Origin of the sequence: Halobacteriovorax sp. (assembly GCF_041587335.1) — a bacterium.
Classification (GTDB): Bacteria; Bdellovibrionota; Bacteriovoracia; order Bacteriovoracales; family Bacteriovoracaceae; genus Halobacteriovorax.
Map to the genome: position 1 here is coordinate 1 of NZ_JBFGYP010000041.1, position 23,232 is coordinate 23,232.

Consider the following 23,232-nt stretch of genomic DNA (forward strand, 5'->3'; position numbering starts at 1 on the left):
GTTGTCTTGCATCTGTTGTTGAATTTCTTTAGGAGATTCTTTCATCAGATTTTTTAGTACATCACAGGCAATTTGATCTGTTTTATCTAAGTCATCTTGATTTGAACTTGTACACACCCATCTAAAAGGACCAAATCCATAATCAAAGCACATTGGGCCCATTATATCTTGAACATAACTTGGATATTTGAAGTCACCCTTTTCATTTAAGATATCAGCGCCTGCTCTTGAAGCTTCAAGTAGAAATGCATTCCCGTAATCAAAGAAGTACATTCCTTTTGCTACAAGCTTATTTATCGCAACGACATGTCTTCTTAGAGTTTCTTGAACTAGTTGTTTAAATTTCTCAGGCTCATTGGCCATAAGATTATTAGATTCTTCAAAGCTTATATCGGCAGGGTAGTATCCACCCGCCCAAGGGTTATGAAGAGAAGTTTGATCTGAACCGAGTTCAACATGAATCTCCTCTTGTTCTAACTTCTCCCAAAGGTTAACAATATTGCCTTGGTAAGCTATTGATACAACTTCTTTTCTTTCTTTAGCCTCTTTAACTCTGATTGCAAGTTTGTCTAAGTCTGTGAATACCTCGTCAACCCAACCTTGTTCAAATCTAGTCTGAACAGCTTTTTCATTGACCTCTGCTACGAGACCAATACATCCGGCAATGACCGCGGCCTTCGGTTGAGCTCCACTCATTCCTCCAAGTCCCGCAGTCACAAAGAGCTTTCCTGCGAGATCTGTTTCTCCGTTACTAATTTTTCTTCCTGCATTTAGAACTGTTATTGTTGTTCCGTGAACAATTCCCTGTGGCCCAATGTACATGAATGAACCTGCTGTCATTTGTCCGTACTGTGTAACACCTAAGGCGTTGAACTTTTCCCAGTCATCTGGTTTAGAATAGTTTGGAATCATCATGCCATTTGTAACAATCACCCTTGGAGCTCCACTATGTGAAGGAAAGAGTCCTGCTGGATGACCAGAGTAGAGTGCAAGAGTCTGTTCGTCAGTCATAGTCGCAAGGTACTTCATTGTTAGAAGATACTGCGCCCAGTTTTGAAAAACAGCACCATTTCCGCCATAAGTGATTAGCTCATGAGGGTGCTGAGCAACTGCATAATCTAGGTTATTAGAGAGCATTAGCATTATTGCCGCTGCTTGCTTCGACCTATGTGGGTAGTCGTCTATAGATCTTGCGAATATTTTATAATCTGGTCTAAACCTATACATATAGATCCGGCCATAGGTATCTAGCTCTTCTTTAAATTCTTTAATCAGCTCAGCGTGAAATTTCGTATCAAAATATCTAAGCGCATTCTTTAACGCTAACTTCTTCTCTTCAGGGTTTAATATATCTTTTCTTTTGGGGGCGTGATTTATGTCCGTCTCATAAGTCTTTCTTGGCGGAAGCTCACTTGGAATTCCCTCTAAAATTTTCTTTTGAAAATCTTCAACACTCATCATATTACTGTCCTTCATTTATCTCTAAATTTGGGATCACAATAGCGTTAAATAGTTAATTTTTCTAGAGATAACAAAAGGTGCGAGGCACCTTTTGTTATGAGATGTGCGTTAAGATACTGTTTATTCTTATAAGTGTTCTTTGATCTGCGCTTCAAGTTGTTCGTAGCCAAAGTTTCTTAATGGTTTTCCATTTATAAAGAAAGTAGGAGTTGCTTTTACCCCAAGCTCTCTTGCGTCTGCAAAGTCTTGCTCAATTAGCTTTGTATAGGCTGGATCTTTATAGTCTTTCTTAACTTGATCAACATCAACTCCGACCATCGGAAGGTAGTTCCAAATAAGTTCTGGACTAGGTTTGTGATGATTTCCCCATAGTGGTTGTTTTTCAAAAAGTATTTCTAAAGTTTCCCAGTACTTCCCTTGTTTTCTAGCGGACTCTAGAATTGCTATCGCGAACTTTGAGTTTCCATGAAAAGGAACATAACGAATAGTGAGTTGGATTTTACCTTCATACTTTTTCATTAAGTGTTTAACAAAAGAGTAGAATACTCTACAGCTTTCACACTCTGGATCCATAAACTCGACTAACTGTACAGGAGCGTCAGCGGGTCCCATTTGAGGTGAGTGAGCTCTAACAAATAAGCTTTCTTTCTCTTTAGCAATAAGACTATCTTTGGCGTCCTGATTACTATTATAAAGAAATGTTGCGATAACAAATCCGATTATTACAACTACTGAAGTAATTATGACGGTAATTTTCTGCTTATTCATTTAAGGTATCTCCTATAAAAGATTGTAAGAATAATAAGTAATATGCTGAATGCGATAAAAGATAACATTGGAATAGTAATGAATCCTAACCAGTTGATCCAGATATCCGCGCACGATACACCTTCTCTACATGGTGTTGCACTTTCTGGAACGATTTCGTAGTGGAGGAGATTATGGTAGAGGGCCGTAAGCCAGCCTAGAATTACTAAAGGAAGCGAATACTTAAATGCACTTGCATCGAGTGAGATGAGGCTAATCACAAAGAAAATAACTAAGGGATACATAAAGATTCTTTGGTACCAGCAAAGCTCACAAGGTGGAAAACCCATAACTTGACTGAAGAATAAGCTTCCTGCTGTCGCCACAGAAGCGACCACCCAGCATAAGAATAATAAATACCAAGCGCTCTGGTTCTTTTTTAAGTTAATCATATTTACCCCTATGAAAAGGTAACACGCTTAAGCATTTCTGTAAAAATAATTGAGTGAACAAATAGAAGAACGGAGTACAGACGTACTCCGTAATGAAAATTAAAATGAAAGAGGAAGTCTAGCTGAACCTAGCTCTAGTGTCTTTCGTGATAATGAATTTCTACCTTTTTGAAGTGTAAAAGTGTACTTACCTTCATTTAAAACGATGTGGTAAGTCCCGTCTGGGTTTACTTTGTAGTTTTGGAAAACTTCCCCGGATTCATCTCTTACCTCTATTTGGTAGCTTTCTGGTGATGGGTAGGTTTCATCCAGTCTTCCTTTCACTCCTGTTGCAGACATTTTGTCTAGTAAGCTCATCCACGCTGGTCTATTTCTCTCAACTGTCTTGTCTCTCCACTCTTTATAGTCTGGTTGGAAGCCTTGAGATCTACTATTTACTTCAACAACATAAGGGATCACTTGATATGCATTATACATCCAGTCTATATCTGATCCATCTACTGAATAAAGAAGTTCCCAAGCTGTTCCTGCAATGTAGCCAATACTTCCGCCAATTTCTTTTCCAATTTTCTCAACAACTTCTTTCGTTTGAGTTCTACTTCCTTTACAACCCATTGGGTAAATAATAATTTCACTATACGCGTGGTAACTGATATCAAACACTGGTCTAATGTCCTTAACTAAGTTCATTAGCGCCTGAACTTCTGGCTCTGATCCTGCACTTGGACCTCTGTAGGTACTAGACCATTTCATTCCACTTGATCCTCTACAGCTTCCCCATAGGTGTGGATAGTTTCTATTGATATCTACTCCATGACCGTAGTTTGTATTCTTTCTCCACATACTTGATCCATTCCAGACTTTTGCGTTCCCATCTACATTAAGCATTGGAACAACCCAAATCTCATTTGAATCAACATAACTCTTTATTTTCAAATCAGTCTTATAATTAGAAACTAGCGTCTCGATTATATCTAAGCTCACTTCTGGGGACATGACCTCTCTTGCGTGGTGCATACTATTGAATAGGATTGCTGACTCAGATGGCTCCCTAGTGGAAACATTGTCCGATATTTTCAGAGCATAGATATTTCTACCTTCTGATGATTGTCCAATAATAAAAGTTTTTGCAATGTCTGAATGTGTTCTTTCCCATTCTTTCAAAATAGACTCAATTTCAGATGGAGATTTATACTCCTCATCAACTGCCTTAACGACTTTGTTAGACTTATTTAATATAATATTAAACTTCATTTCTTGGAGTGCTTTAAACTGTTCAGTAGTGACAAATACATCTGCAATATTTGATTTCTTGTCTACTCCTGTAATATCTAAATCTAGAGACTGAAGTTTCTTCATTCCCTTAGAATAGTCATTGAGCTTTATAGAGGCGTAGATACTTCTATCTGTTTCTTGAAACTTGTGGGAATGAGCTTGGACCAGCTGGCCAATTGATACAAAAAGCATCAATGCTAAAAGATTTTTAAACATATACGTTCCTCCTGAACTTAAAAATTATTCTTATTATCGTTCTTTTAAAAAGATTGAACAAATAATGACATTTAATATTAGATCAACCGAGTAATTAAGTCTGGATACTTGATCGTTTCATGGTGGATATGAGTCAAGAATCAAGATACGCTTGGGGTCATTGGCAACGTATATGTTCCTATAGTTATTTACAAAGGAGTTGGCCATCGCTAACCTTAAAGTGATAAATTTACTTATAAGGATGAACCTATGTCACAAATTACTGCTCAACATATTCTAGTAGATCATGAATATGAAATAACAGATTTATTAAAAAAAATTGATGATGGTAAATCATTTGAAGAGCTGGCTAGAGATTATTCTAATTGTCCTTCTGGGAAAGACGGAGGAAGTCTTGGCCCTTTTGGTAAGGGCATGATGGTTAAGCCTTTTGAGCAAGCAGCTTTTGCCTTGAATGTAGGGGAAGTTTCTGGACCTGTGAAAACTCAATTTGGCTTCCACCTGATTAAGAGGACAGCGTAGAGTAGTTATGATTGATTTTTCCACAGTTAATACTTTCTTAGAGAAAATAGAATCTGATTTAAAGTTACTTGGTATTGATTTAGATGAATTTGAAATTGATCACATATGTTACCGTGTCACAAGCATTGAGAGATATAGTGAGTTAAAGGGTGAACTTGGAAGAGATCATCTCTTACTTCATGAAGCAATGATCTCAAATCGGCCAATCTCAACATTTAAATTAAATAAACCTCTAAACTATAAGAAACATGATATTCCGCTGCTAGAGCTTCCTGCTCCTAAAGGGGAAGCCAGTTACTCTGAAGGTTTTGAGCATATTGAATGTGTAATATCAGAGAGCTTCGTGGACTTTTCTAATCGGCACAGTGAGGTCGAATTCGACTGGAAAGGTGCTCAAAAAAAACATAACCCTGAGCTTAGAATAAAGCTTGGGGATCTCTCAATTAAGTTTCATCATCAAAGCCTTGAGGATGTTATAGCTTCTGAATTAAGAGAGTCATAGAAATATTTAAATAGGGATAGTTATGAACTGGAAAATTAATAGCCTCGAAGAATACGCAATAGCTTACCAAGAATCTAAGGCCAATCCTGATAAGTTTTGGGGAGATATCGCAGAATCATTTTCTTGGGAAAAGAAGTGGGATAAGGTTCAGTCGGGAAGTATTGATGATGCTAATATTAAATGGTTTGAAGGCGGGAAACTAAATATAACTGAAAATTGCTTAGATAGACATCTGGAGAAAAGGGGAAATAAGACTGCATTGATCTTTGAACCTAATTCTCCTGATGATGATGTTGTCGAGTACACATATAATGAACTACACGAGGCTGTGTGTAAGACGGCAAATATGATTAAAGACCTAGGTGTAGAAAAAGGTGATAGAGTTTGTCTTTACATGTCGATGGTTCCTGAACTTTTAATTTCAGTCCTTGCTTGTGCGAGAATTGGCGCCATTCATTCTGTCGTTTTTGGAGGGTTTTCAGCGCACGCTCTTGCGGGAAGAATTGAAGATTCAGAATGTAAATTATTAATCACTAATGATGCAGGTTTTAGAGGCAGTAAAATAACTCGATTAAAAGAGATCGCAGACAAGGCCTTGGAAGACCTCCCTAATAGTTCTGTTAAACATATGCTTGTTCATAAGAGGGTTGGAAATGATGTCTCGATGGTAGAGGGGCGCGATGTCTGGTGGCATGACTTATACCCTGATTCTTCTAAGGATTGTAGGCCAGAGGTTATGGATGCTGAAGACCCTCTATTTATTCTTTATACATCTGGCTCAACCGGACAACCTAAGGGAGTTCTTCATACAACCGCTGGCTATATGGTTTGGGCCGCTTACACTTTTGGAAACGTTTTCCAGATGGAAGAGGATGATAAGTACTGGTGTACTGCAGATATCGGTTGGATCACTGGTCACACTTATATTACTTATGGGCCGCTGCTAAATGGGTCAACGACAACAATGTTTGAAGGAGTTCCGACCTATCCTGATGCAGGAAGATTTTGGAATGTTGTAGAGAAACATAAAATTACACATTTTTATACAGCTCCAACAGCAGTAAGAGCATTGATGGCCTGTGATATTTCATTTGTAAATAACTCCAATCTAAAGAGCCTAAAAGTTCTTGGCTCTGTAGGTGAGCCAATTAATGCAGAAGCTTGGCACTGGTATAATAAATCCATTGGTAAAGAAGAATGTCCTATTGTTGATACTTGGTGGCAGACAGAGACGGGTGGGATTTTAATCTCTTCTATGGCCGGAGTAACGGATGGAAAACCTTGTTTTGCGACTCTTCCGCTTCCGGGAGTATTTCCAGCAATTATGGATGCAGACGGCAATGTTATAAAGGATCTGGAGTCTGAAGGGAACCTTTGCATTACGAGGGCCTGGCCAGGAATGCTAAGAACTATTTGGGGAGACCATGATCGTTTTAAGAAAACTTATCTAAGTGCATACCCAGGGTCATACTTCACTGGAGATGGGTGTAAGAGGGATGCTGATGGACTCTATAGAATAACAGGTAGAGTTGATGATGTACTAAATGTCTCTGGACATAGAATAGGAACTGCTGAGGTTGAGAATGCTATCGGTCAACACCCTGATGTAATTGAGTCAGCGATTGTAGGATTTCCTCATGATATAAAAGGGCAGGGGATTTATGCTTTTGTCATCGCTACTGAAAACCACTGCGAGAATATGGAAAGAGATATACTTGCAGTTGTTACTGAAGAGATTGGTCCAATTGCAAAGCCTGATAAAATTCAAATTGTTCCAGGGCTTCCTAAGACAAGGTCTGGAAAAATTATGAGAAGAATTCTTAGAAAAATTGCAGCTAAGGAATTTGATAACTTCGGTGATACCTCAACATTACTTGATCCATCAATTGTTGAAACCATTAAAGCGGGATCTTTATAGAATATATTGAGCAAGGCGAATCATATGTCTAACGGCAAATACTGTTTCTTCTTCGCGCTTTTCATACTCTGATCCAATTAGCTTAATCGTTCTCTCAGGGATCATGAGAGCGTTGCAGATATTCGTTCCACCTTCTATTATTTGCTCTCTAGGGTGGCCGAAGCTTTCAGCTAGATTTCTAAGAAAGTCTATTTCCTCAGAGCCATCACTTGCTCCGAAGTGGAAGACTCCCGTTCCTTTTCTTTGAAGAACTGCGGCCATCATATTCGCTAGGTGATTTGTCGCGAGCCTATTTTGTAGAACACCTCTATCAATAGTGAGAGATTCTCCACTTAGCATTACTTCGAGAAATAGCTCTGTTCTTGTTTGTGAGTTGGGTGCCCATCCGTGCGTAGCTCCAAATCGGAAGATAGAGAAGTTATCGCCGTATCGAGTAAGCTCTGATTCACACTTTGCTTTGAATTCTCCATACTCTGTCTGAGAGTTTGGAAGTTCATCCTCGTAGTGCTCATTCTCTACATTTCCATCAACGGCATTAAATGAAGAAAAGTAATTATAGTGAAAATTCAGGGTTTGTGACTTTTCAATTAAGTACTTATGGAGGGAGAAGGCATTATCATCTTCACCTCTAGTCATGTTGATTACAATGTCTGGATTAAGAGTAATGATCTGCTCATCAATAACTTCTAGTTGGTCATTAGAAGCTTGAAATATATCTATATTATGATCTGGCCTATTATTCACGACACTGCCTACAATGTGGCAGTCTCCAAACTCTTTTTTTAGAGATGGAATAAGATAGTGGGCAATCCAGCCTGAACTTCCAAGTATTAAAACCTTTTTCATGGCATTAATTATAGTACTGAATATTAGCTAAGGCTAATTAATGATCAAGGAATACTTCTGCCGGTACGGTAAATAATGCCTATGGGAGAACTTGTGGTGGTTTAGTATCTGAATAAATAATACTTCCATCTTCTCCAAGTACGATTGTTACTGGGAGAGAGTCTATCCCCCAACTCTTTGTCACTTTACTATCCTTATCCATAAGAATTTTATAGTTAAATTTATATCTCTTTATAAATTTTTTAACTTTCTTCTCTGAGTCTCCGGCACTGATTGCAATAAAGTTGTACTGACTAGACTTGTTAGACTTCTTTAGAGAGTGAAGTTCTGGAATCTCCTGTACGCAACTTGTACACCATGTTGCCCAGAAGTTAATAAGAGTTTTCTTTCCCCTTAGACTTTTAAGAGTAACTGATTCGTTAGAATTAAAGGTATTTAGAGAAAATTCTTTGGGAGTATAGGCGCTGGTTGTTTTTATTACGAAAAGTAATATTAGAAAAAGTACTTTCTTCATTTTTAATTCCTTTTAAAAGAATGAGTTGATCGGTGAATATTTCCACTCTTGTCTATGATGAACCCACTAAGGGCCAATTTTTCCATTCTATCCTTTGCTTGGCTAATATCTAGTGAGGATAGATACGTTGCACAGACGTCTGCCTCTGTCGTATTCATTGATTGAACAGTGACAGCGAGAGGTGTGTTTTCGTGAATAGATTTAATATGATTCTTTTTAAGGTACGAGCCACTTGTGGCCACAGCACCATTTTTCATGTTAATTATGCCAATCTGGTTTCTAATATTAAATGGGTTAGTTACTCCAATCTTCCAAGGTCTAGGAGCATCAGGGTGACTGTGTGTTCGTAAGTCTCCAGAGCCATTAACCATGAAGTTATGGAATCCTTCTTTCTTCAAAAACTCAAAACAAATATCCACAGCATGTCCCTTTCCTATGCCTCCTAGAGATACACTCATCTCTTTATTTGGAAGGAAGGCTGTAGAGCAGTCTTCGTCAATCTCTATATCTAGGGGACTAAATTTCTTTGATGACTGAAAGCAAATGTTAAAGAATTCTTCAGTTTTCTTGTAGTATTCGATGGACTTTTTTAATATATCTATTGCTTCTATACTCAGAGAGACTTCTTTTTTTCCAGCATACTTATTTAACTTGTTAAAAGGACTATCTTTAAAAACTGTAAAGTAGTTTTCAAATCTCTTTACGACTTGGAACGCTTCACTAACCAGTCTGGATGACTCAACTTCTGAGTGATAACTTTGAGGGAAGTAGGAGATTTGCCAGCTACAGTTCATATGAGTTGAATCTACTACTTTGAGTGTTCCCACTAGAACTCTGCTCCGAGAGAGAACTGTGTGATCATATAGGTTAGATCATTAGATCTCGTGTAATAATAGGCTCCGACAGATAAGTTTAAGTTCTCTATGTCTAGGCCAAGTACCGACTTCTCTCCAAGATCATAGGCATAGTGAGGACCTATCCTGTGAGAAGTAAAGCCTTCAAGGTCACTATCATTTGTAAAGTTTGGGCGTATTGAAGCTAAGGAATTGAAAAAATATTTAACAGAGCTTTGATTATAGAGTCTATAACTTAATTCAAGTAGGCCGTACTCTTCGTTAGTATTAAAGCGTAGAGATACTTCATATGTGTGAGATTTTAAATTCCACGAGTCATGATAGAATCTATACTTATTCGATAGGGCTAAATCATCGTTAAAGCCGTGCACCCATTGAGTATAGTAGGCGTATCTCTTTCTAGAACCTGGAAGTTGCTCAGCAGTTCTAACCCCCGCAATCTTTGTTGTATTTCTAATGCTTTCAAGAGCACCGTTTTGAATGATTGTAGTCTGACCAAATGATATTATGTCACTTCTAGTTAAGAACTGAGATGCGTTTATATCTAAAGAATATACTCTTTTATCCTCTGGCTCTTTAATTTTCTCAGTGACATAGTCAAAGAGGGTCGTTGAGTCATGAAAGTATTGCGCTGATGTTGTAAGGGTGAAGTTATCTTCGGCAAAGGAACCTGTCCAGGAAAGTCCTGCATTGAAGCTCTTATAGTCGTACTCACTACTAAAACCAATTTTTGGAGTCCATAGTGAATTTTCAATTTCCTTTGAATAGGAAAAGTTTCCTGAGATTCTAGACTGTCCTCCTATTCCCTTTCCTGATTGACCTGTATTGCCATCAAGTCTTGTATCTGACTCTGCCGTCCATGTGTCAAACGTAATATGTGCACTTAGATTTGTTGTCTCGTCTATCTGGTAGCTTGCAAAGAGCATCGGCTCAAAAACAAATACATCTTCATTACCCGAGTCGTCATAGACTTGTTCCCCGCTATTAGAAGACTGTGAGTATATGTTGAATAATAATTTTGTTTTCCATGCTTTCGGAGACAACATCTCTGCGAAAGTATGAACCATCGATATTGAAAGAATAAAGAGAGATAATAGGGTCCATCTAATTACAGCCACAACCACCTCCCACTGAACTACTTCCTCCTGCAGAACCTTCTCTGTAAGAGTTAACTTCCTCTAGGAATACTTGTTCCTCGGGCTTTGGATCTAGTTTCATTATCTTAGAACTTAGCCTTCCACGGTCAATTTGTTTTACATTGGCGCATGAACTTAAGATGAGTAGTAGAATAAAATTTTTCATATGAATTTCTCCCATAGAAAAATTATTTCATTTAAATCTTCGATGGGAAAGGGTCTTTTAAAACTACTTTTGTTTCGTACTTCAAACAGAGAGTAAGTGTTGAGTTACTTAGACATGTATATGTGTATCACTGCTTAAGTAAATAGATGGTTAAGGAGTACAGTGAAACGTACTCCTTGTTCGTTATTATTTAAGAGAGCTAATTCTTACAAGTTGAGCGAGAACATCTTTAGCTGAGTCTACATTTAATTCTTTGGCATAGCTTGTGAGAAGCTTTCTTCCAATAATATTACAGCCAATAAATGCGAATTGCTCCTGCATGGCCATTAGCACGTGATTTCCTCCACCACCACTATGAGTCCCAAGAACTACTGGTTTAGTATTTAGAGCATCTCTCCAATTGTCATTCCCTGATCTACTTATCCACGCAATAGTGTTATTTAATGCTGGTGGAACTGAACCGTTATACTCTGGGGCGAGGAAGATAAACCCCTGCGCATTCATGAATTTAGTTGTAATAAATGTTGCATCTTTTGGCGTACCGTCAGCCTCTGCTTTTGAAGAGTAGAGTGGGAGGTCTAGGTCTAGAAGGTTCACAACTTCAAATGATGCTTCGTGTTCTTTAGAGATCTCTAAGAGAGTATTCGCTAGCTTTAAGTTGTTTCCATCACTTGCTGTAACTATTAATATACTTGGTTTCATCTTGTCTCCTATTATTTAAATAAGTTGTTATAGTCCCTCATTTTATGTGATCTGACTAGATGTATAAGTCTTTGGGAAAGTCATCGGGAATCGGGGCGCAAAATTCAACAATTTTCTTCGTTTCCGGGTGAGGAAATTTTAATTTATAAGCATGAAGTAGCGTTCTTTGATGAGCTTCTGCTCCGTAGGTTGAGTCTCCAGAAATTGGAAATCCCATTTCACTTAGGTGAACTCTTATTTGATGGAGTCTACCTGTCTCTGGGGTGGCCTCCACTAAACTATATCCATTACTATGAGATACTTTTTTAAACTTTGTTTTGGCACTCTTTCCACCATTGCTAACTCTTAGCATTTTCATCTTATCTTTAGGATCTCTATCAAGAAAGTTTGTAACTAATCTGTCTTGAAACTTATCTTCAGAGTCTTGCACAACAGCTAGGTAGGTCTTTGTGATGATTTTCTTTTCAAATAATTCTGTGAAGTATTTATTATGAGATTTCTTCTTACAAAAAAGGAGAAGACCGCTTGTTTCAAAATCTATCCTATGATGAAGCGCGAGATATTTTTCTTTATGTTTACCACTTATGTATCTAGTCATTGCCGATAGGAAGTTATCTCTTGTTGATTGAAGTGTAGCATTTGAAGAGATATTTGCGGGCTTATTTCCGACTAGGAAAATGACCTCATCATGAACGACCATGCTTTCTGTTATCTTAATAGTCTCTTTTATAGGTAGAGACCAGCTTCTTAGCTGTGCTTTAGTTAATGAGACGGAATAAAATTCGTCTTCTTTTAATAAAACTTCCTGCTCCTGGACTGTTTGACCTTTTACTTTGATACGCTTTTGTCGAATGAGTTCATTAAAGTCTTTTTGAGACAAGGATAAGGAGAAGTCTTCTCTGAGTGAGTTTTTTAAGTTGTTAAAGAGAGTATCTTCTTTAAAGGTCTTGAGTTTGAGTATTTTATAGGTGTTCTTCAAGTGAGTCCCCCATAAGTTTTTCGAAGTACTCAGGCAGCTCTGCCACAAAACTTCTTTCTTTTTCGTCTAGTGTAATATCGAGCTTGTATGAATGTAGCGCCATACCAGTAAAAGAGTACTTACTAGCGATCAGCTTTCTGTACTTACTGTCTCCGTAGCGCTTATCACCCAAAATCTCTAATTTGTGGAGAGCACAATGCTTCCTAATCTGGTGAGTACGTCCCGTACTGATTTGAAAAAGTATTAGTGTGAAGTAGTTATTAGAGATGAGCTTTTTCCAGCTTGTCATACAGTCTTTTAATTCAGACTTCTTTCCCTTTGGATTCTTATATCCTTCGGCCTTATCACTTAGTTGGTCTTTCCAGACCCCTTCGTCTTGATCAAGCTTTCCGCGACAAATGGCCAGATAGGATTTCTTTGAATCCGCTAAAGCCGCTTGTAGCTTTGCGGTATCGTTTTGATTCTTAGAGAGTAGTAACAAACCACTTGTTTCTTTATCTATTCGATGAACAGGTGCCGTTAGAGTGCCCTTTGACTTAAAATAATCAATAACACTTGATGAGTCATTATGTACGCTCACTCCACCAGGCTTGTTGATCATTAGCCAAGAATCTGTCTGTTCAATAATTTTTATCATAAGTACTTATGGCATAATCCCTCAAGATTCGCAATCTTGTGCGGCGCTTGGAAAGAGAGCTAAGTATGAGATATTTTAAGAAATTCTTGACTTTCATTGCTATCATCTAGACTCTTATATAATATCTAAATAAGCAATTAAGAGAATAAGTTCATTGGAAAACCGTATTAGCGAAAATATTTATTTTACAGATATCTTTAGAAGGCTTGGCTGCTCACAAGTATGTTCTAAGTTCAAGCTAAGAGATGAGCAGTGGGACTATTTAGCAAAGAGAGGGTTTGACTCTATTTTACTAGAAGGTAGAACTCTAATTGTAAAAATCTTTTCTGAAGAGCCTACTAACCATTCTTGTAAGATTTCCCCTGTCCAGACTCATCCTATTTTTACTGCTCTCCATGCAACCGGAACCTGTTGTAGGTCTTCACTTCAAAAGTGGCATAAGATCTCCAAGGATAAAGAGCTTAAAGAGAAAGATATCTTCTACATTCTCTTGGTTGTGAAAGAGTGGATAATCAGGCAAGAAAAGCCAAATCACTTGATCAAATCTGAAAAATCTCAATTGAGCCTCTTTTGCAGTTAAGTGGCAATTGTCTTTTTTCTTTAGGCTTTTTCCAATAATCAAACTACAATCTCCTTATGTCTAACTGTCATCACCATCATCACAATCATTCTGGAAGCAAAAATATCTTAATTGCTTTTACTCTTAACTTCTCTTTCGCAATAATTGAGTTTATTGGGGGATATCTAACCAACTCTATGGCGATATACTCTGATGCACTTCATGACTTAGGAGATAGCTTTGCTTTACTCATGTCTTATTTCTTTGAGAAGTTTTCAAAGAAAGACAGTGATCAAAAGTATACGTATGGATATAGACGCTTCTCTCTATTAAGTGCTTTTTTAAATTCTGTAGTGCTCTTAGCTGGATCTATTTTTGTCATTAGTGAATCATTTGAAAGACTACTTGCTCCAGAACCTGTTGTGAGTGAGGGGATGTTTGCTCTAGCAATCTTAGGGATTGTTGTAAATGGTGTAGCTGCTTATAGAATGTCCAAAGAAACTGGTATAAACCAGCGAATGGTAATGCTACACCTTATGGAAGATATTCTTGGCTGGTGTGCTGTTTTAATTGTGAGTGTCGTACTTTACTTTAAGCCTTGGTATATTTTAGATTCAATTCTTTCTATATTAATTTCCCTGATGGTTCTTAAAGGTGTTTATAAAGGTCTTAAGAGGATTGTTACAATTCTTATGCAGGCCTTTCCAAAAGATCTGAATATGGATCAACTTAAAGAGAAATTAGTAAGTATTGAAGGAGTTGAAGATGTTCACTTCATTCAGGGCTGGTCAATGGATGAAGAGTCTCATTCATTAACATTTCATGTCTCAGTTGATGATGAAATGACTGTCAAAGAGCTTGATAGGCTTAAAGAAGTTATTAAAGCTACTTTGTTTGATATGAATGTAACAAATTCAGTCATAGAGTTTGAAGGTGTTGGCCATAAATGCGACCACGTTTCAAAATAAGCAATATCCTTGACTCAAACGTATACTAACGGTTAAATTTACTTAATGTTTAATTACTTACTCGCTACATTCTTTATTCTTTCGTTCAGCTTGGCTGGCACCTTAGAGACTATAGACTGTCATGATGAAGTAAATATTGAAAATTCGGAAAGTATTTCAATCTCACTTTCGGCTGTAAATCATGAACACCAAGGTGAAGAGGACTGTGAAGATCGCTCTGGCCACTGCTCTCATCACTGTTCAGGAATACATAACTTACTTCAATTCAGTTCTTCAGTAGTACTATCTAATCGAGCAATTAACCATCTCACTTTCAATTGGTATTATGATAATCATTATATAGAACCTTTTCTCGATTCTGCGCTCAAGCCACCTCTCTTTTCTTAATTTGAAATTCAAAAACTATAAATATTATTAATAATAAATTAAAAATTATTAGGATCGATTATGTGTATCTTAAAAGTTAACTTTGTATTAGCAGTGCTTCTTCTTAGTAGTGGTGCTGTAGCAAATTGTCGAATCAAAGACTCTAATGAGTTATTTAAAGTCATCAGGGATAATCATCCTGAAATTAAGTACAACGAAAGCTTAGGAAGGGCCTTCTCTGAAAGGTTAGGTATTGCCAGTCAATTACCAAATCCTGAACTTGAAGCGAGTAGAGAGGAAGGGAAGTCTTTAGAAGGTGATACTAAGACTACTTCTTTGGGATTACTCTTTCCAATTGAAATGGGAGGAAAGAGAGGAGCTAGAACTCGTCTTGCCGAAAATTCTATAAATAGAAATAAACAAATTTTAAGGTTGAGTAGTGAAGATGCATATATCAAGTCTATCCTAAACTCTTATCGATTAAGACAAGTATACGAATTGATCCCCCTTCTCTCTGAAGCTCAGGAATCGTTAAATAAAATTCTAAATATTAAAAAGAAAAGAAGATCTCTTTCTCCAGAAGAAGAAGTTGAAAAAGAAACTCTTAGTTTAGCGACAAATGATTACCGTTTGAAAATTTCTAAACTACTTTCTGAAAAAGAGAGGATCTCTAAAGAATTAACTCTATCAATGGGGATTGATTGTAGTATTTCATTAGAGTCGTTACCTGAAAATGTAGATCTTTCAGAATCATTTAGTCAGAGTGAGGATTATCAAAGATCAGCATTATTTCTTCAAGCCAAGGAATCTGTTGAAGTTGCAAAGGCTAAGAAAAGGCTTGCAAGTTCTAATAGCTTTCCTGATATGAGAATTGGTCCAACAGTTGAGTTTGAGAGCGTGGGTGGAAGAAGTTATAAGACCTATGGTGTTTCTCTTACAATGGAAATACCTGTTTTAAACTTAAACTCTGGTGAGCGTAGAAGTGCTGCAAGTGAGTACAAGTCATCTCTATTAAATCAAAAGCATATTAATAGGCACGTTTCTATTGAGCTTAATTCTGAAATTGAAAAGTATAATAGATATAAGAAATCTTTAAATACTATTGCAAATAAAGATGAGTTAGAGAGAAAACACACAAGAATAGAGAAGCTCTTTAAAAGAGGCGTTATTTCTACATCAATGATAATTGAATCCCATAGACAATTGATTGAATTTGCCAGTACTCGCTTTGAATTTGAGCTGGGTGCTATTGAATCTATGTGGAATATAAAGAAAATTAAAGGAACTGTTTTTAGTTCTAATCTTTAGGGGAAAAAATGAAATTTTTAGTAATATATTTACTTTTTATGTCAGCTAGTTTTGCTGGCCCAGATAAAAGTTCTATTCGTAACAATACTGTAAATAAAGAAAAGTCTCATCTTGAGCACGGTGAGCATGATGAACATAAGCATGCTGATACGGGCAAGAAAGATGAATATGAAGATCATGACAATATTGATGAACACAAATCTGATAAGCATGATAATGACCACGATGACCACGATGACCACGATGACCACGCTGACCATGATGATCATGAAGGTGAAGAAGATGGTCACAGACATGGACACGGTGGTGGAAAGGCCATAGGTGAAGGTAAGGCCATAGTAGAAGTAGATGAGGAAAAAGGACTTAAGCTAAGTAAAGAAGCTATAAAGTCACTTTCTATTAAGCTTGAGGACTATACTCCTTCATCAAAAACTAAAATCGCTAAGAAAACTCTTGTTACATCAAAAAATCAAAAAGGTCTTTATCGCTTTAGGCGGGGATTCTTTAAATTAATTAATATTAGAATTCTTAAGGAAGAATCGAATCATTATTTAATTAGAACTTCTGACTTGGCTCGTGGAGATCAAATTGTTGTCGGTGGCGTAGGGTTACTTAGAGTAAGCGATATATATTCTACAGATAAGTCTGAATATGGTCATTCTCACTAATTTAAAAAGGTATTATCATGATAAATAAAATAATAGAATTTTCAGTTAATAATAGAATGTTTGTCTTTATGGCAACTCTATTACTAATTGTTTTTGGGTTTAGGTCATTTCAAGAACTCTCAATTGATGCAGTACCTGATATTACTAATACACAAGTACAAATTAACACGAAGGTAAAGGGGCTTGTTCCAGAAGAAGTTGAGAGAATGGTAACATTTCCAATCGAATATTCAATGAATGGAATCCCTGCTGTTGAAAATATACGCTCAATTTCAAGATACGGTATTTCTCAAGTCACAGTAATCTTTAAAGAAGGAACAGATATATATAAAGCAAGACAGCTCGCATCTGAAAAGCTTCAAACAATACAACTTCCTGTAGGCGTTACCCCTGAGATGGGACCGATTAGTACTGGTCTTGGTGAAATTTTTCATTATTCTCTAGAAGCAAAGAATGTTGAGGACGATCCTGATAAGAGGCTTCTTCAGCTGATGGAGCTTAGATCTATCCAAGATTGGTTTATTAAACCAAGACTTCTTACAGTTAAAGGCGTCACTGAAATTAATACAATTGGTGGTTATGAGAAGCAATTTTTTATACAACCTAAAATAGAGAGAATGGCTAAATTTGGAATTCACTTTGATGATATTGAATCTGTTATTGAACAGTCTAATATGAATGTTGGTGGAGGATATATTCAGCAGACTGGGGAGCAGCTTCTTGTTCGCGGTGTAGGGTTACTTCAAAATATTAAAGATATTGAAAATGTCGTTGTTAAGAGATTATCTTCTTATCAAATCATTAGAATTAAAGATATCGCTTCAGTAAAGTTTGATAAGGAGATTAGAACAGGTGCCGCAACAGTTAATGGAGAAGAGTCTATTATCGGTACTGCATTTATGTTACTTGGTGAAAATTCACGTACTGTTGCTCAAGGTGTTTCTGCAAAGTTAGAATCAATAGAAGATGATTTGCCAGAATGGGTAGAGCTAAAAGTTCTCTATGACCGCTCTAATATGGTTAACGCTACTCTGGGAACAGTAGAGCATAACCTTATTATGGGAGCTGGACTTGTCATTGTGTTTCTCTTACTTCTTGTAGGGAATTTAAGGGCCGCAATAATTACATCTCTCATGATTCCAATCTCGTTACTAATGACTTTTATTTTGATGAAATGGCAAAACGTTTCTGGAAACTTAATGAGTTTAGGTGCTCTCGACTTTGGTATCATAATTGATGGAGCCGTAATTGTTATTGAAAATTGTGTACATCGCTTACAAAAAAGAGGGAAAGAGCTAGGTCGTGACCTGACAAGGGCAGAGGTTAAACAACTTGTAATTGATTCGGCTATTGAAATTAGGTCAGCAGCTGGTTTTGGTGAATTAATTGTCATTACAGTATTTATTCCTCTCTTCGCACTTACTGGAGTTGAAGGTAAAATGTTTGGTCCAATGGCCACAACATTTATAATGGCCTTGGCATCAGCACTTCTACTTTCATTTACTGTTGTACCAGCACTTGCAGCAACATTTTTAAGTGGAAAAACGGTCGATAAGAAACCATTTCTAATGAGAATTGCCGAAAGAGTATTCAAGCCAGCTCTTGATTCAGCTCTTCGTTTTAAAAAGATAGTACTAGGCATTGGAATTGCTTCAATTGTAACTGGTGTATTTCTATTCTCTAGAATGGGGGCAGAGTTTATTCCTCAGTTAGATGAAGGGGATTTCGCTGTTCAATTTATTCGTCCAGCAAATATTAGTACTGAAAATTCTGTTGAATTACAGAAGATATCAGAGAGGATTATCAACACTTTCCCACAAGTTAAGGATGTCTTTGCAAGAACTGGAGCAGCTGAAGTTGCCACAGACCCAATGGGAGTGAATATATCAGATTCTTATATCATGTTACATCCTAGGGATTCTTGGCCAAACGACGAACATATAAAAACTAAGAAAGACTTAATTGATGAAGTAAAAGAGATGATTGAACTTCATGTACCTGGACAAGTTCTAATGATCTCTCAGCCAGTAGAGTTAAGGTTTAATGAACTCCTCGAGGGAACTAGAGCAACTCTTTCGGCGAAAGTCTTTGGAGATGATCTGGATAAACTCATAGGTTACTCAAAAGAAGTCGCAGAAGTTATTAGCTCCATCGAAGGAGCTGGGGAAGCAGAGTCTGAATCAAAAGGTAAGTCTCCACTTCTACAATATATTCCTAAAATGGATGCGCTATCTGAACTTGGAGTTACTGCCAGACCAGTTCTTGATGCTATTAACACTGCTATAGGAGGGCGAGAGGTTGGACATGTGTACGATGGTGTAAGGCGTTTTCCGATTGTTACTCGACTTTCTGAAGAAGAACGCGCCGATGTTATGACAATTAGAAAGTTACCTGTAGGTATTTCTGAAGGCTATACAGTTCCTATAGAACAGGTTGCAGAAATCTCCTTTGTTGAAACTTTCTCAGCAGTAAATAGAGAAAACTCTCAGAGAAGAGTTGCCGTTCTAGTTAATCCGCAAACAAGAGATATTGAAAGCTTTGTTCGTAAGGCCCAGGAGGAAGTTAAGAAAAAGGTTGATCTTCCTGAAGGTTACTTTATAGAGTGGGGAGGAACTTTTAAGAATCTTCAGAGCGCAAAAGAGAGACTGGGCGTATTAGTTCCTATGGCATTACTACTTATTCTTGCAATGCTTTACGCTGCATTTAAGAACTTCTCTCAGGTTGTTCTTATTTTCGCTTGTGCTCCCATGGCGCTAATTGGGGGGGTGATTTCTCTTAATATAATGGGGATGCCATTTAGTATTTCGGCTGGAGTTGGCTTTATTGCTCTTTCTGGTATTAGTATTCTCAATGGAGTAGTACTTGTGACTTACTTTAATCGCTTAATCAATGATGGTAAGTCTCCTGATGATGTTGTAAGAGAGGGGGCCATGACAAGACTTCGTCCAGTGCTTATGACAGCTCTGACAGATATCTTTGGTTTTCTACCGATGATGTTCTCATCAGGATTAGGTGCAGAAGTTCAAAAACCTCTAGCAACGGTTGTTGTTGGAGGAATTATTTCTGCGACGCTTTTAACGTTAATTGTTCTTCCAAGTCTTTATAGATTATTTATAAAGCATATGAGACCTGATCTATTTAAAGCTTAATTTTATGACCATTACATTTTTTATAAATGTAGTGGTCTAATTTTAAAATCACAAAATAGATTGTATTTATATCTAGTAAGGCTATTTGATAAAACTTTAACTCTCTCTAGCTCAGATCAAATTAATCTCTGTTTTGTTGATTTGGTGCGTTATTTTGGCGCTCATATTTGACACTTATTAAGTGAATTTTACATTTCAGTACCTTAGGTTGTTAAAAAACTGACTTCTTTTCTTGAAAAAGCGCGCAAAAACGATTAATTTCTTTAGGTTAGTTTTGTGAACATTTAAACAGGGGTGTCGTCGTGGCCAGTGGTTCTCGTCATAGAAGAAAGCACAATAAAGGAAGAAGAAAAAGAGGTTCTAAATATAGAAAGAACTTACGTCTTCGTAAAAAACAAAGAAGCTAAAAGCTTAAGCTTTCAAATTATAAAAGGCCCCTTCGTAGTAAGGGGTTTTTTATTATCTAATTTGCTCATCCCTAAATTATCCCAGATAATATCAATGCATGAAAAATGAACTAAAAAGAATTGGTAAATTAAGTTTACCGCTAATATTCGCTCAAATTGGTGTGGTCTTACTTGGCGTAACAGATATGGTTATGTTGGGTCACTACAGTGACGTTGCTCTCAAGGCCGCAGGACTAGCAAATGTTTGGATAATTGGTACCTTGATGTTTGGTATAGGATGCAGTCTTGGAATTGATCCTGTTATCTCAAAGCTACTTGGAGAGGGGAGTCATGACAAAGTAAAGGTCTCTCTCATAAGTGCTAAGGTTCTCGCTGTTGTTGTGGCCATCATTACGGGACTTCTTTGGGCCTTTACTGGAAATATTCTTCAATTGTTTGGGCAAGACCCACTCTATTCAAATTTAGCTCATGAATATGCTCTTGTTCAAATACCAAGCTTAATACCATTCTTTATGTATATGGTCTTTAGACAGTATATGATTGCGCACGAGAGAACTCTACCTGTAGCAGTTGTTCTAATCATTACAAATGTTATCAATATCATTTTAAACTGGGTCTTTATATATGGAGTGGGTCCAGTTGAAGAGATGGGATTATATGGAGCAGGACTTTCAAGCTGTATTATGCGGGCCGCTCAGTACATATTATTATGTTTAATTGTCTATTATGGAAAGAGCTATAAAGAATATTGGGTAAAATACAGTTCAAAATACTTTGATAGAGATCTATTTAAAAAGATCTCTCTAATGGGACTCCCAATAGGCATACAGTTAATGTTAGAAGCTTTTGGTCTGCAGATGACTACTTTTATGGCAGGGAGAATTGGAAGTGATGAGCTAGGGGCCCATACGGTAATCTTAAATCTACAATACTTATTCTTTATCCTTCCAATGTCATTCTCTCTTTGTGCAGCGACTAGAGTTGGTTTTGAAGTTGGAATGAAAAACAAACAGATTATTAATGTTTATAAAGCATTAGTACTCGTTTCTATTTTTGCATTTCTAATATCATCTTTTACAATTGTCTTTGCTGGTGAGAGTTTGATTAAAGCTTATGGAGTGTCTCACGAAATAATTATACTATCTAAAGACTGCTTAACTTATAGTGCGATTTTTCTTTTCTTTTATGGGCTTCAGTTATTAGGAACTGGTTTCTTAAGAGGAGCGGGAAAGACTATGTCTTCTAGTTTGGCAAATATTGTATCTCTGTATATTTGCGCTCTACCAATGAGCTACTTTTTAGCAATTGATCAAAAGTGGGGACTGTCAGGTATTTGGGCCGGACTATCATTTGGAATGATAGTCGCGACAAGTATATCTATATCTTTAAATATTAAATTCTATATTCAATATAAAGAATCTCTACTTTCTTCCAACTAGTAAAATCGTTGGGAGTATAAGTAGGTCAACAACTAATGCAACCATTAGAACTATTGCAGTAAATAATCCAAAGTTCATATTGGGAGTAAAGTTCGCAAAAATAAGCGCTCCAAATCCAATTGCTAAAATTAGTGTCGTCCAAATCAGTGCAGGGCCGGTAGTGACAAGAACTTCTGCTAATGCCTCTTTTTTGCCCCGTCCATTTCTTTTTAGAGTATTAAAGCTATTTAAAAAGTGAATTGTATCATCTACTACAATTCCTAGACAGACAGAGCTAACTAAAGCTGTACCAACATCGACAGGAGTATTTAGAATCTTCATTAGGCCTGCACCAATCATTAAGGGGATAATATTTGGGAGCATTGATAGTGCTCCAAGCTTTACCGACTTAAATATAATTATCAGTAAAATGGTTATTCCAATCAGTGCGAGTCCAATAGAAGAGAAGAATGACTTAACTACAAAGGTTGTCATGTTTTGGTAGATTGGAATCTTGCCCGTTACTGTAGCGTTTAATCCAAACTCTAATGCTTTCTCTTCAATCATTTTCATTTTCTCTAATGACTCTTTAGAACCTTGAAGAGTCCAAAGAACGGCCATTCGAATAGAGTCCTTTTCAATAGTCATTCTATCTTTAAGATCTTTACCTTGAGGGAGACTCATAGTGTATAGAAAGAGTAACTCAGCTATCGTTTTTCTATTATCCGGTATTGTATAGAAGCTTTCCTTGTCTCCATGCATTGATTTATTCATCGATTTTACAACTTCTACTATGGAGGTTACACGTGATATATATTCTTTCTCCTCTAACCATTGTTGAAACTTATCTACATCTTTTAAGAACTTAGGATTCTTTATTCCATCCTTAATTCCAGAATCAATAACAACTTGAGGTCCATAGAAGCCTCCTAGGTTTTTAAGTGTAAAATCATTTGAAATTCTTAAAGGTACATTCTTTGTAAAGTAAGTGTAGGGATTTGAATTCACTTCATTTTTATAACCTAGGTATGTGAAGAGTCCAGATATAAGCACTGTTGAAATTATAATGAAGTATTTATTTCTATCTAAGAAATTTACTAATGTAGTTGCTTTCAAAATATTACTCTTAGAGTTATCAGTGTTTGCTTCTTTTTTTGGTTCTACTTTTATCTTCGAAAGGATTGGGCACATAAATAAGATCGTGAAAGTCCATGCAGCAAGAGTTCCAAACCCTGCAAGAATTCCAAGGTCTCTAAGTGGAATAAGATCTGATGTCGTACAGCTGAAAAAGCCAATTGCAGTAGAAATAGAAGTTAAAAAGATAGGTTTGAAGTTCTTCTCAAATGCCTTTGCCGTTGCATTCTCTTCATTTTCTCCTTTCGAGCGAAATTGAAAGTAGGTCACAAGGATATGAACACTATCAGCTATTGCAATGGCAATCAAAATTGTAGGTACCATTGCA

Annotated in this window: 23 protein-coding genes; 10 read left to right on the top strand and 13 right to left on the bottom strand. The window is 36.9% G+C overall.

Annotation, left to right across the window (positions count from 1 at the left end; all coding sequences use genetic code 11):
* The 4 genes from ABX784_RS08025 to ABX784_RS08040 form a co-directional block, all read right to left on the bottom strand.
* The coding region (locus ABX784_RS08025; protein WP_372654526.1) for a urocanate hydratase at positions 1-1,458 on the bottom strand (1,458 nt) is incomplete at its 3' end.
* A gap of 129 nt (positions 1,459-1,587) precedes the next feature.
* Positions 1,588-2,229: a DsbA family protein gene (locus tag ABX784_RS08030; RefSeq protein WP_372654504.1), complete on the bottom strand. Its 642-nt coding sequence runs from the start codon at positions 2,227-2,229 to the stop codon at positions 1,588-1,590.
* Positions 2,226-2,660 (bottom strand): disulfide oxidoreductase, encoded by a 435-nt coding sequence (locus ABX784_RS08035; protein ID WP_372654505.1) that lies wholly within the window; start codon positions 2,658-2,660, stop codon positions 2,226-2,228. The genes ABX784_RS08030 and ABX784_RS08035 overlap by 4 nt, the downstream gene beginning before the upstream one ends.
* A gap of 99 nt (positions 2,661-2,759) precedes the next feature.
* Positions 2,760-4,151 carry a M14 family metallopeptidase gene (locus tag ABX784_RS08040; protein ID WP_372654506.1) on the bottom strand — a complete coding sequence of 464 codons (1,392 nt, stop codon included), beginning with the start codon at positions 4,149-4,151 and terminating at the stop codon, positions 2,760-2,762.
* A 249-nt stretch (positions 4,152-4,400) separates the two neighbouring features.
* Here ABX784_RS08040 and ABX784_RS08045 point away from each other — a divergent pair, with 249 nt between their 5' ends.
* Genes ABX784_RS08045 through acs form a run of 3 tightly spaced genes read left to right on the top strand, consistent with a single transcriptional unit; the run spans position 4,401 to position 7,093 of the window.
* Positions 4,401-4,673: a peptidylprolyl isomerase gene (locus ABX784_RS08045; RefSeq protein WP_372654507.1), complete on the top strand. Its 273-nt coding sequence runs from the start codon at positions 4,401-4,403 to the stop codon at positions 4,671-4,673.
* A gap of 7 nt (positions 4,674-4,680) precedes the next feature.
* Complete coding sequence (locus tag ABX784_RS08050; protein ID WP_372654508.1) at positions 4,681-5,175, top strand: VOC family protein; 495 nt, start codon at positions 4,681-4,683, stop codon at positions 5,173-5,175.
* A gap of 22 nt (positions 5,176-5,197) precedes the next feature.
* A complete protein-coding gene (acs, locus tag ABX784_RS08055) occupies positions 5,198-7,093 on the top strand; it encodes an acetate--CoA ligase (RefSeq protein ID WP_372654509.1) in 1,896 nt (631 codons plus the stop codon).
* On the opposite strand, the gene ABX784_RS08060 is transcribed toward acs, so the two are convergent.
* The 8 genes from ABX784_RS08060 to ABX784_RS08095 form a co-directional block, all read right to left on the bottom strand.
* Positions 7,088-7,939 (bottom strand): sugar nucleotide-binding protein, encoded by an 852-nt coding sequence (locus tag ABX784_RS08060; RefSeq protein ID WP_372654510.1) that lies wholly within the window; start codon positions 7,937-7,939, stop codon positions 7,088-7,090. The genes acs and ABX784_RS08060 overlap by 6 nt on opposite strands.
* 79 nt (positions 7,940-8,018) lie before the next feature.
* Entirely contained in the window at positions 8,019-8,453 is a 435-nt protein-coding gene (locus ABX784_RS08065; protein WP_372654511.1) for a TlpA disulfide reductase family protein, read from the bottom strand.
* A 2-nt stretch (positions 8,454-8,455) separates the two neighbouring features.
* Entirely contained in the window at positions 8,456-9,280 is an 825-nt protein-coding gene (locus ABX784_RS08070; RefSeq protein WP_372654512.1) for an FAD:protein FMN transferase, read from the bottom strand.
* Entirely contained in the window at positions 9,280-10,425 is a 1,146-nt protein-coding gene (locus ABX784_RS08075; protein WP_372654513.1) for a DUF3570 domain-containing protein, read from the bottom strand. The genes ABX784_RS08070 and ABX784_RS08075 overlap by 1 nt, the downstream gene beginning before the upstream one ends.
* Positions 10,412-10,609, bottom strand: coding sequence for a DUF4266 domain-containing protein (locus tag ABX784_RS08080; protein ID WP_372654514.1), 198 nt, complete (start codon positions 10,607-10,609; stop codon positions 10,412-10,414). Before ABX784_RS08080 ends, ABX784_RS08075 begins: the two co-directional genes overlap by 14 nt.
* Positions 10,610-10,795: 186 nt before the next feature.
* Positions 10,796-11,311, bottom strand: a complete 516-nt coding sequence (locus tag ABX784_RS08085; RefSeq protein ID WP_372654515.1) for an NADPH-dependent FMN reductase — start codon at positions 11,309-11,311, stop codon at positions 10,796-10,798.
* Positions 11,312-11,366: 55 nt separating this feature from the next.
* Positions 11,367-12,290, bottom strand: coding sequence for an RluA family pseudouridine synthase (locus tag ABX784_RS08090; protein WP_372654516.1), 924 nt, complete (start codon positions 12,288-12,290; stop codon positions 11,367-11,369).
* Positions 12,274-12,927: an RluA family pseudouridine synthase gene (locus ABX784_RS08095; RefSeq protein WP_372654517.1), complete on the bottom strand. Its 654-nt coding sequence runs from the start codon at positions 12,925-12,927 to the stop codon at positions 12,274-12,276. The genes ABX784_RS08090 and ABX784_RS08095 overlap by 17 nt, the downstream gene beginning before the upstream one ends.
* A gap of 154 nt (positions 12,928-13,081) precedes the next feature.
* Between ABX784_RS08095 and ABX784_RS08100 the strand changes: the two genes are divergently transcribed.
* From ABX784_RS08100 to ABX784_RS08130, 7 genes are all read left to right on the top strand, one after another.
* Positions 13,082-13,507, top strand: a complete 426-nt coding sequence (locus ABX784_RS08100; protein ID WP_372654518.1) for a DUF4186 family protein — start codon at positions 13,082-13,084, stop codon at positions 13,505-13,507.
* Between the two features lie 56 nt (positions 13,508-13,563).
* On the top strand, positions 13,564-14,454 hold the full coding sequence (locus tag ABX784_RS08105; protein WP_372654519.1) for a cation diffusion facilitator family transporter: 891 nt from the start codon (positions 13,564-13,566) through the stop codon (positions 14,452-14,454).
* Between the two features lie 45 nt (positions 14,455-14,499).
* Positions 14,500-14,841: a hypothetical protein gene (locus tag ABX784_RS08110; protein WP_372654520.1), complete on the top strand. Its 342-nt coding sequence runs from the start codon at positions 14,500-14,502 to the stop codon at positions 14,839-14,841.
* A gap of 60 nt (positions 14,842-14,901) precedes the next feature.
* Positions 14,902-16,128: a TolC family protein gene (locus tag ABX784_RS08115; protein ID WP_372654521.1), complete on the top strand. Its 1,227-nt coding sequence runs from the start codon at positions 14,902-14,904 to the stop codon at positions 16,126-16,128.
* Between the two features lie 8 nt (positions 16,129-16,136).
* Positions 16,137-16,796, top strand: coding sequence for a hypothetical protein (locus ABX784_RS08120; protein WP_372654522.1), 660 nt, complete (start codon positions 16,137-16,139; stop codon positions 16,794-16,796).
* Positions 16,797-16,813: 17 nt separating this feature from the next.
* Positions 16,814-19,945: an efflux RND transporter permease subunit gene (locus tag ABX784_RS08125; protein WP_372654523.1), complete on the top strand. Its 3,132-nt coding sequence runs from the start codon at positions 16,814-16,816 to the stop codon at positions 19,943-19,945.
* A gap of 505 nt (positions 19,946-20,450) precedes the next feature.
* Positions 20,451-21,791, top strand: a complete 1,341-nt coding sequence (locus tag ABX784_RS08130; protein ID WP_372654524.1) for an MATE family efflux transporter — start codon at positions 20,451-20,453, stop codon at positions 21,789-21,791.
* Here ABX784_RS08130 and ABX784_RS08135 read toward each other — a convergent pair.
* The coding region (locus ABX784_RS08135; protein ID WP_372654525.1) for an RND family transporter at positions 21,774-23,232 on the bottom strand (1,459 nt) is incomplete at its 5' end. The genes ABX784_RS08130 and ABX784_RS08135 overlap by 18 nt on opposite strands.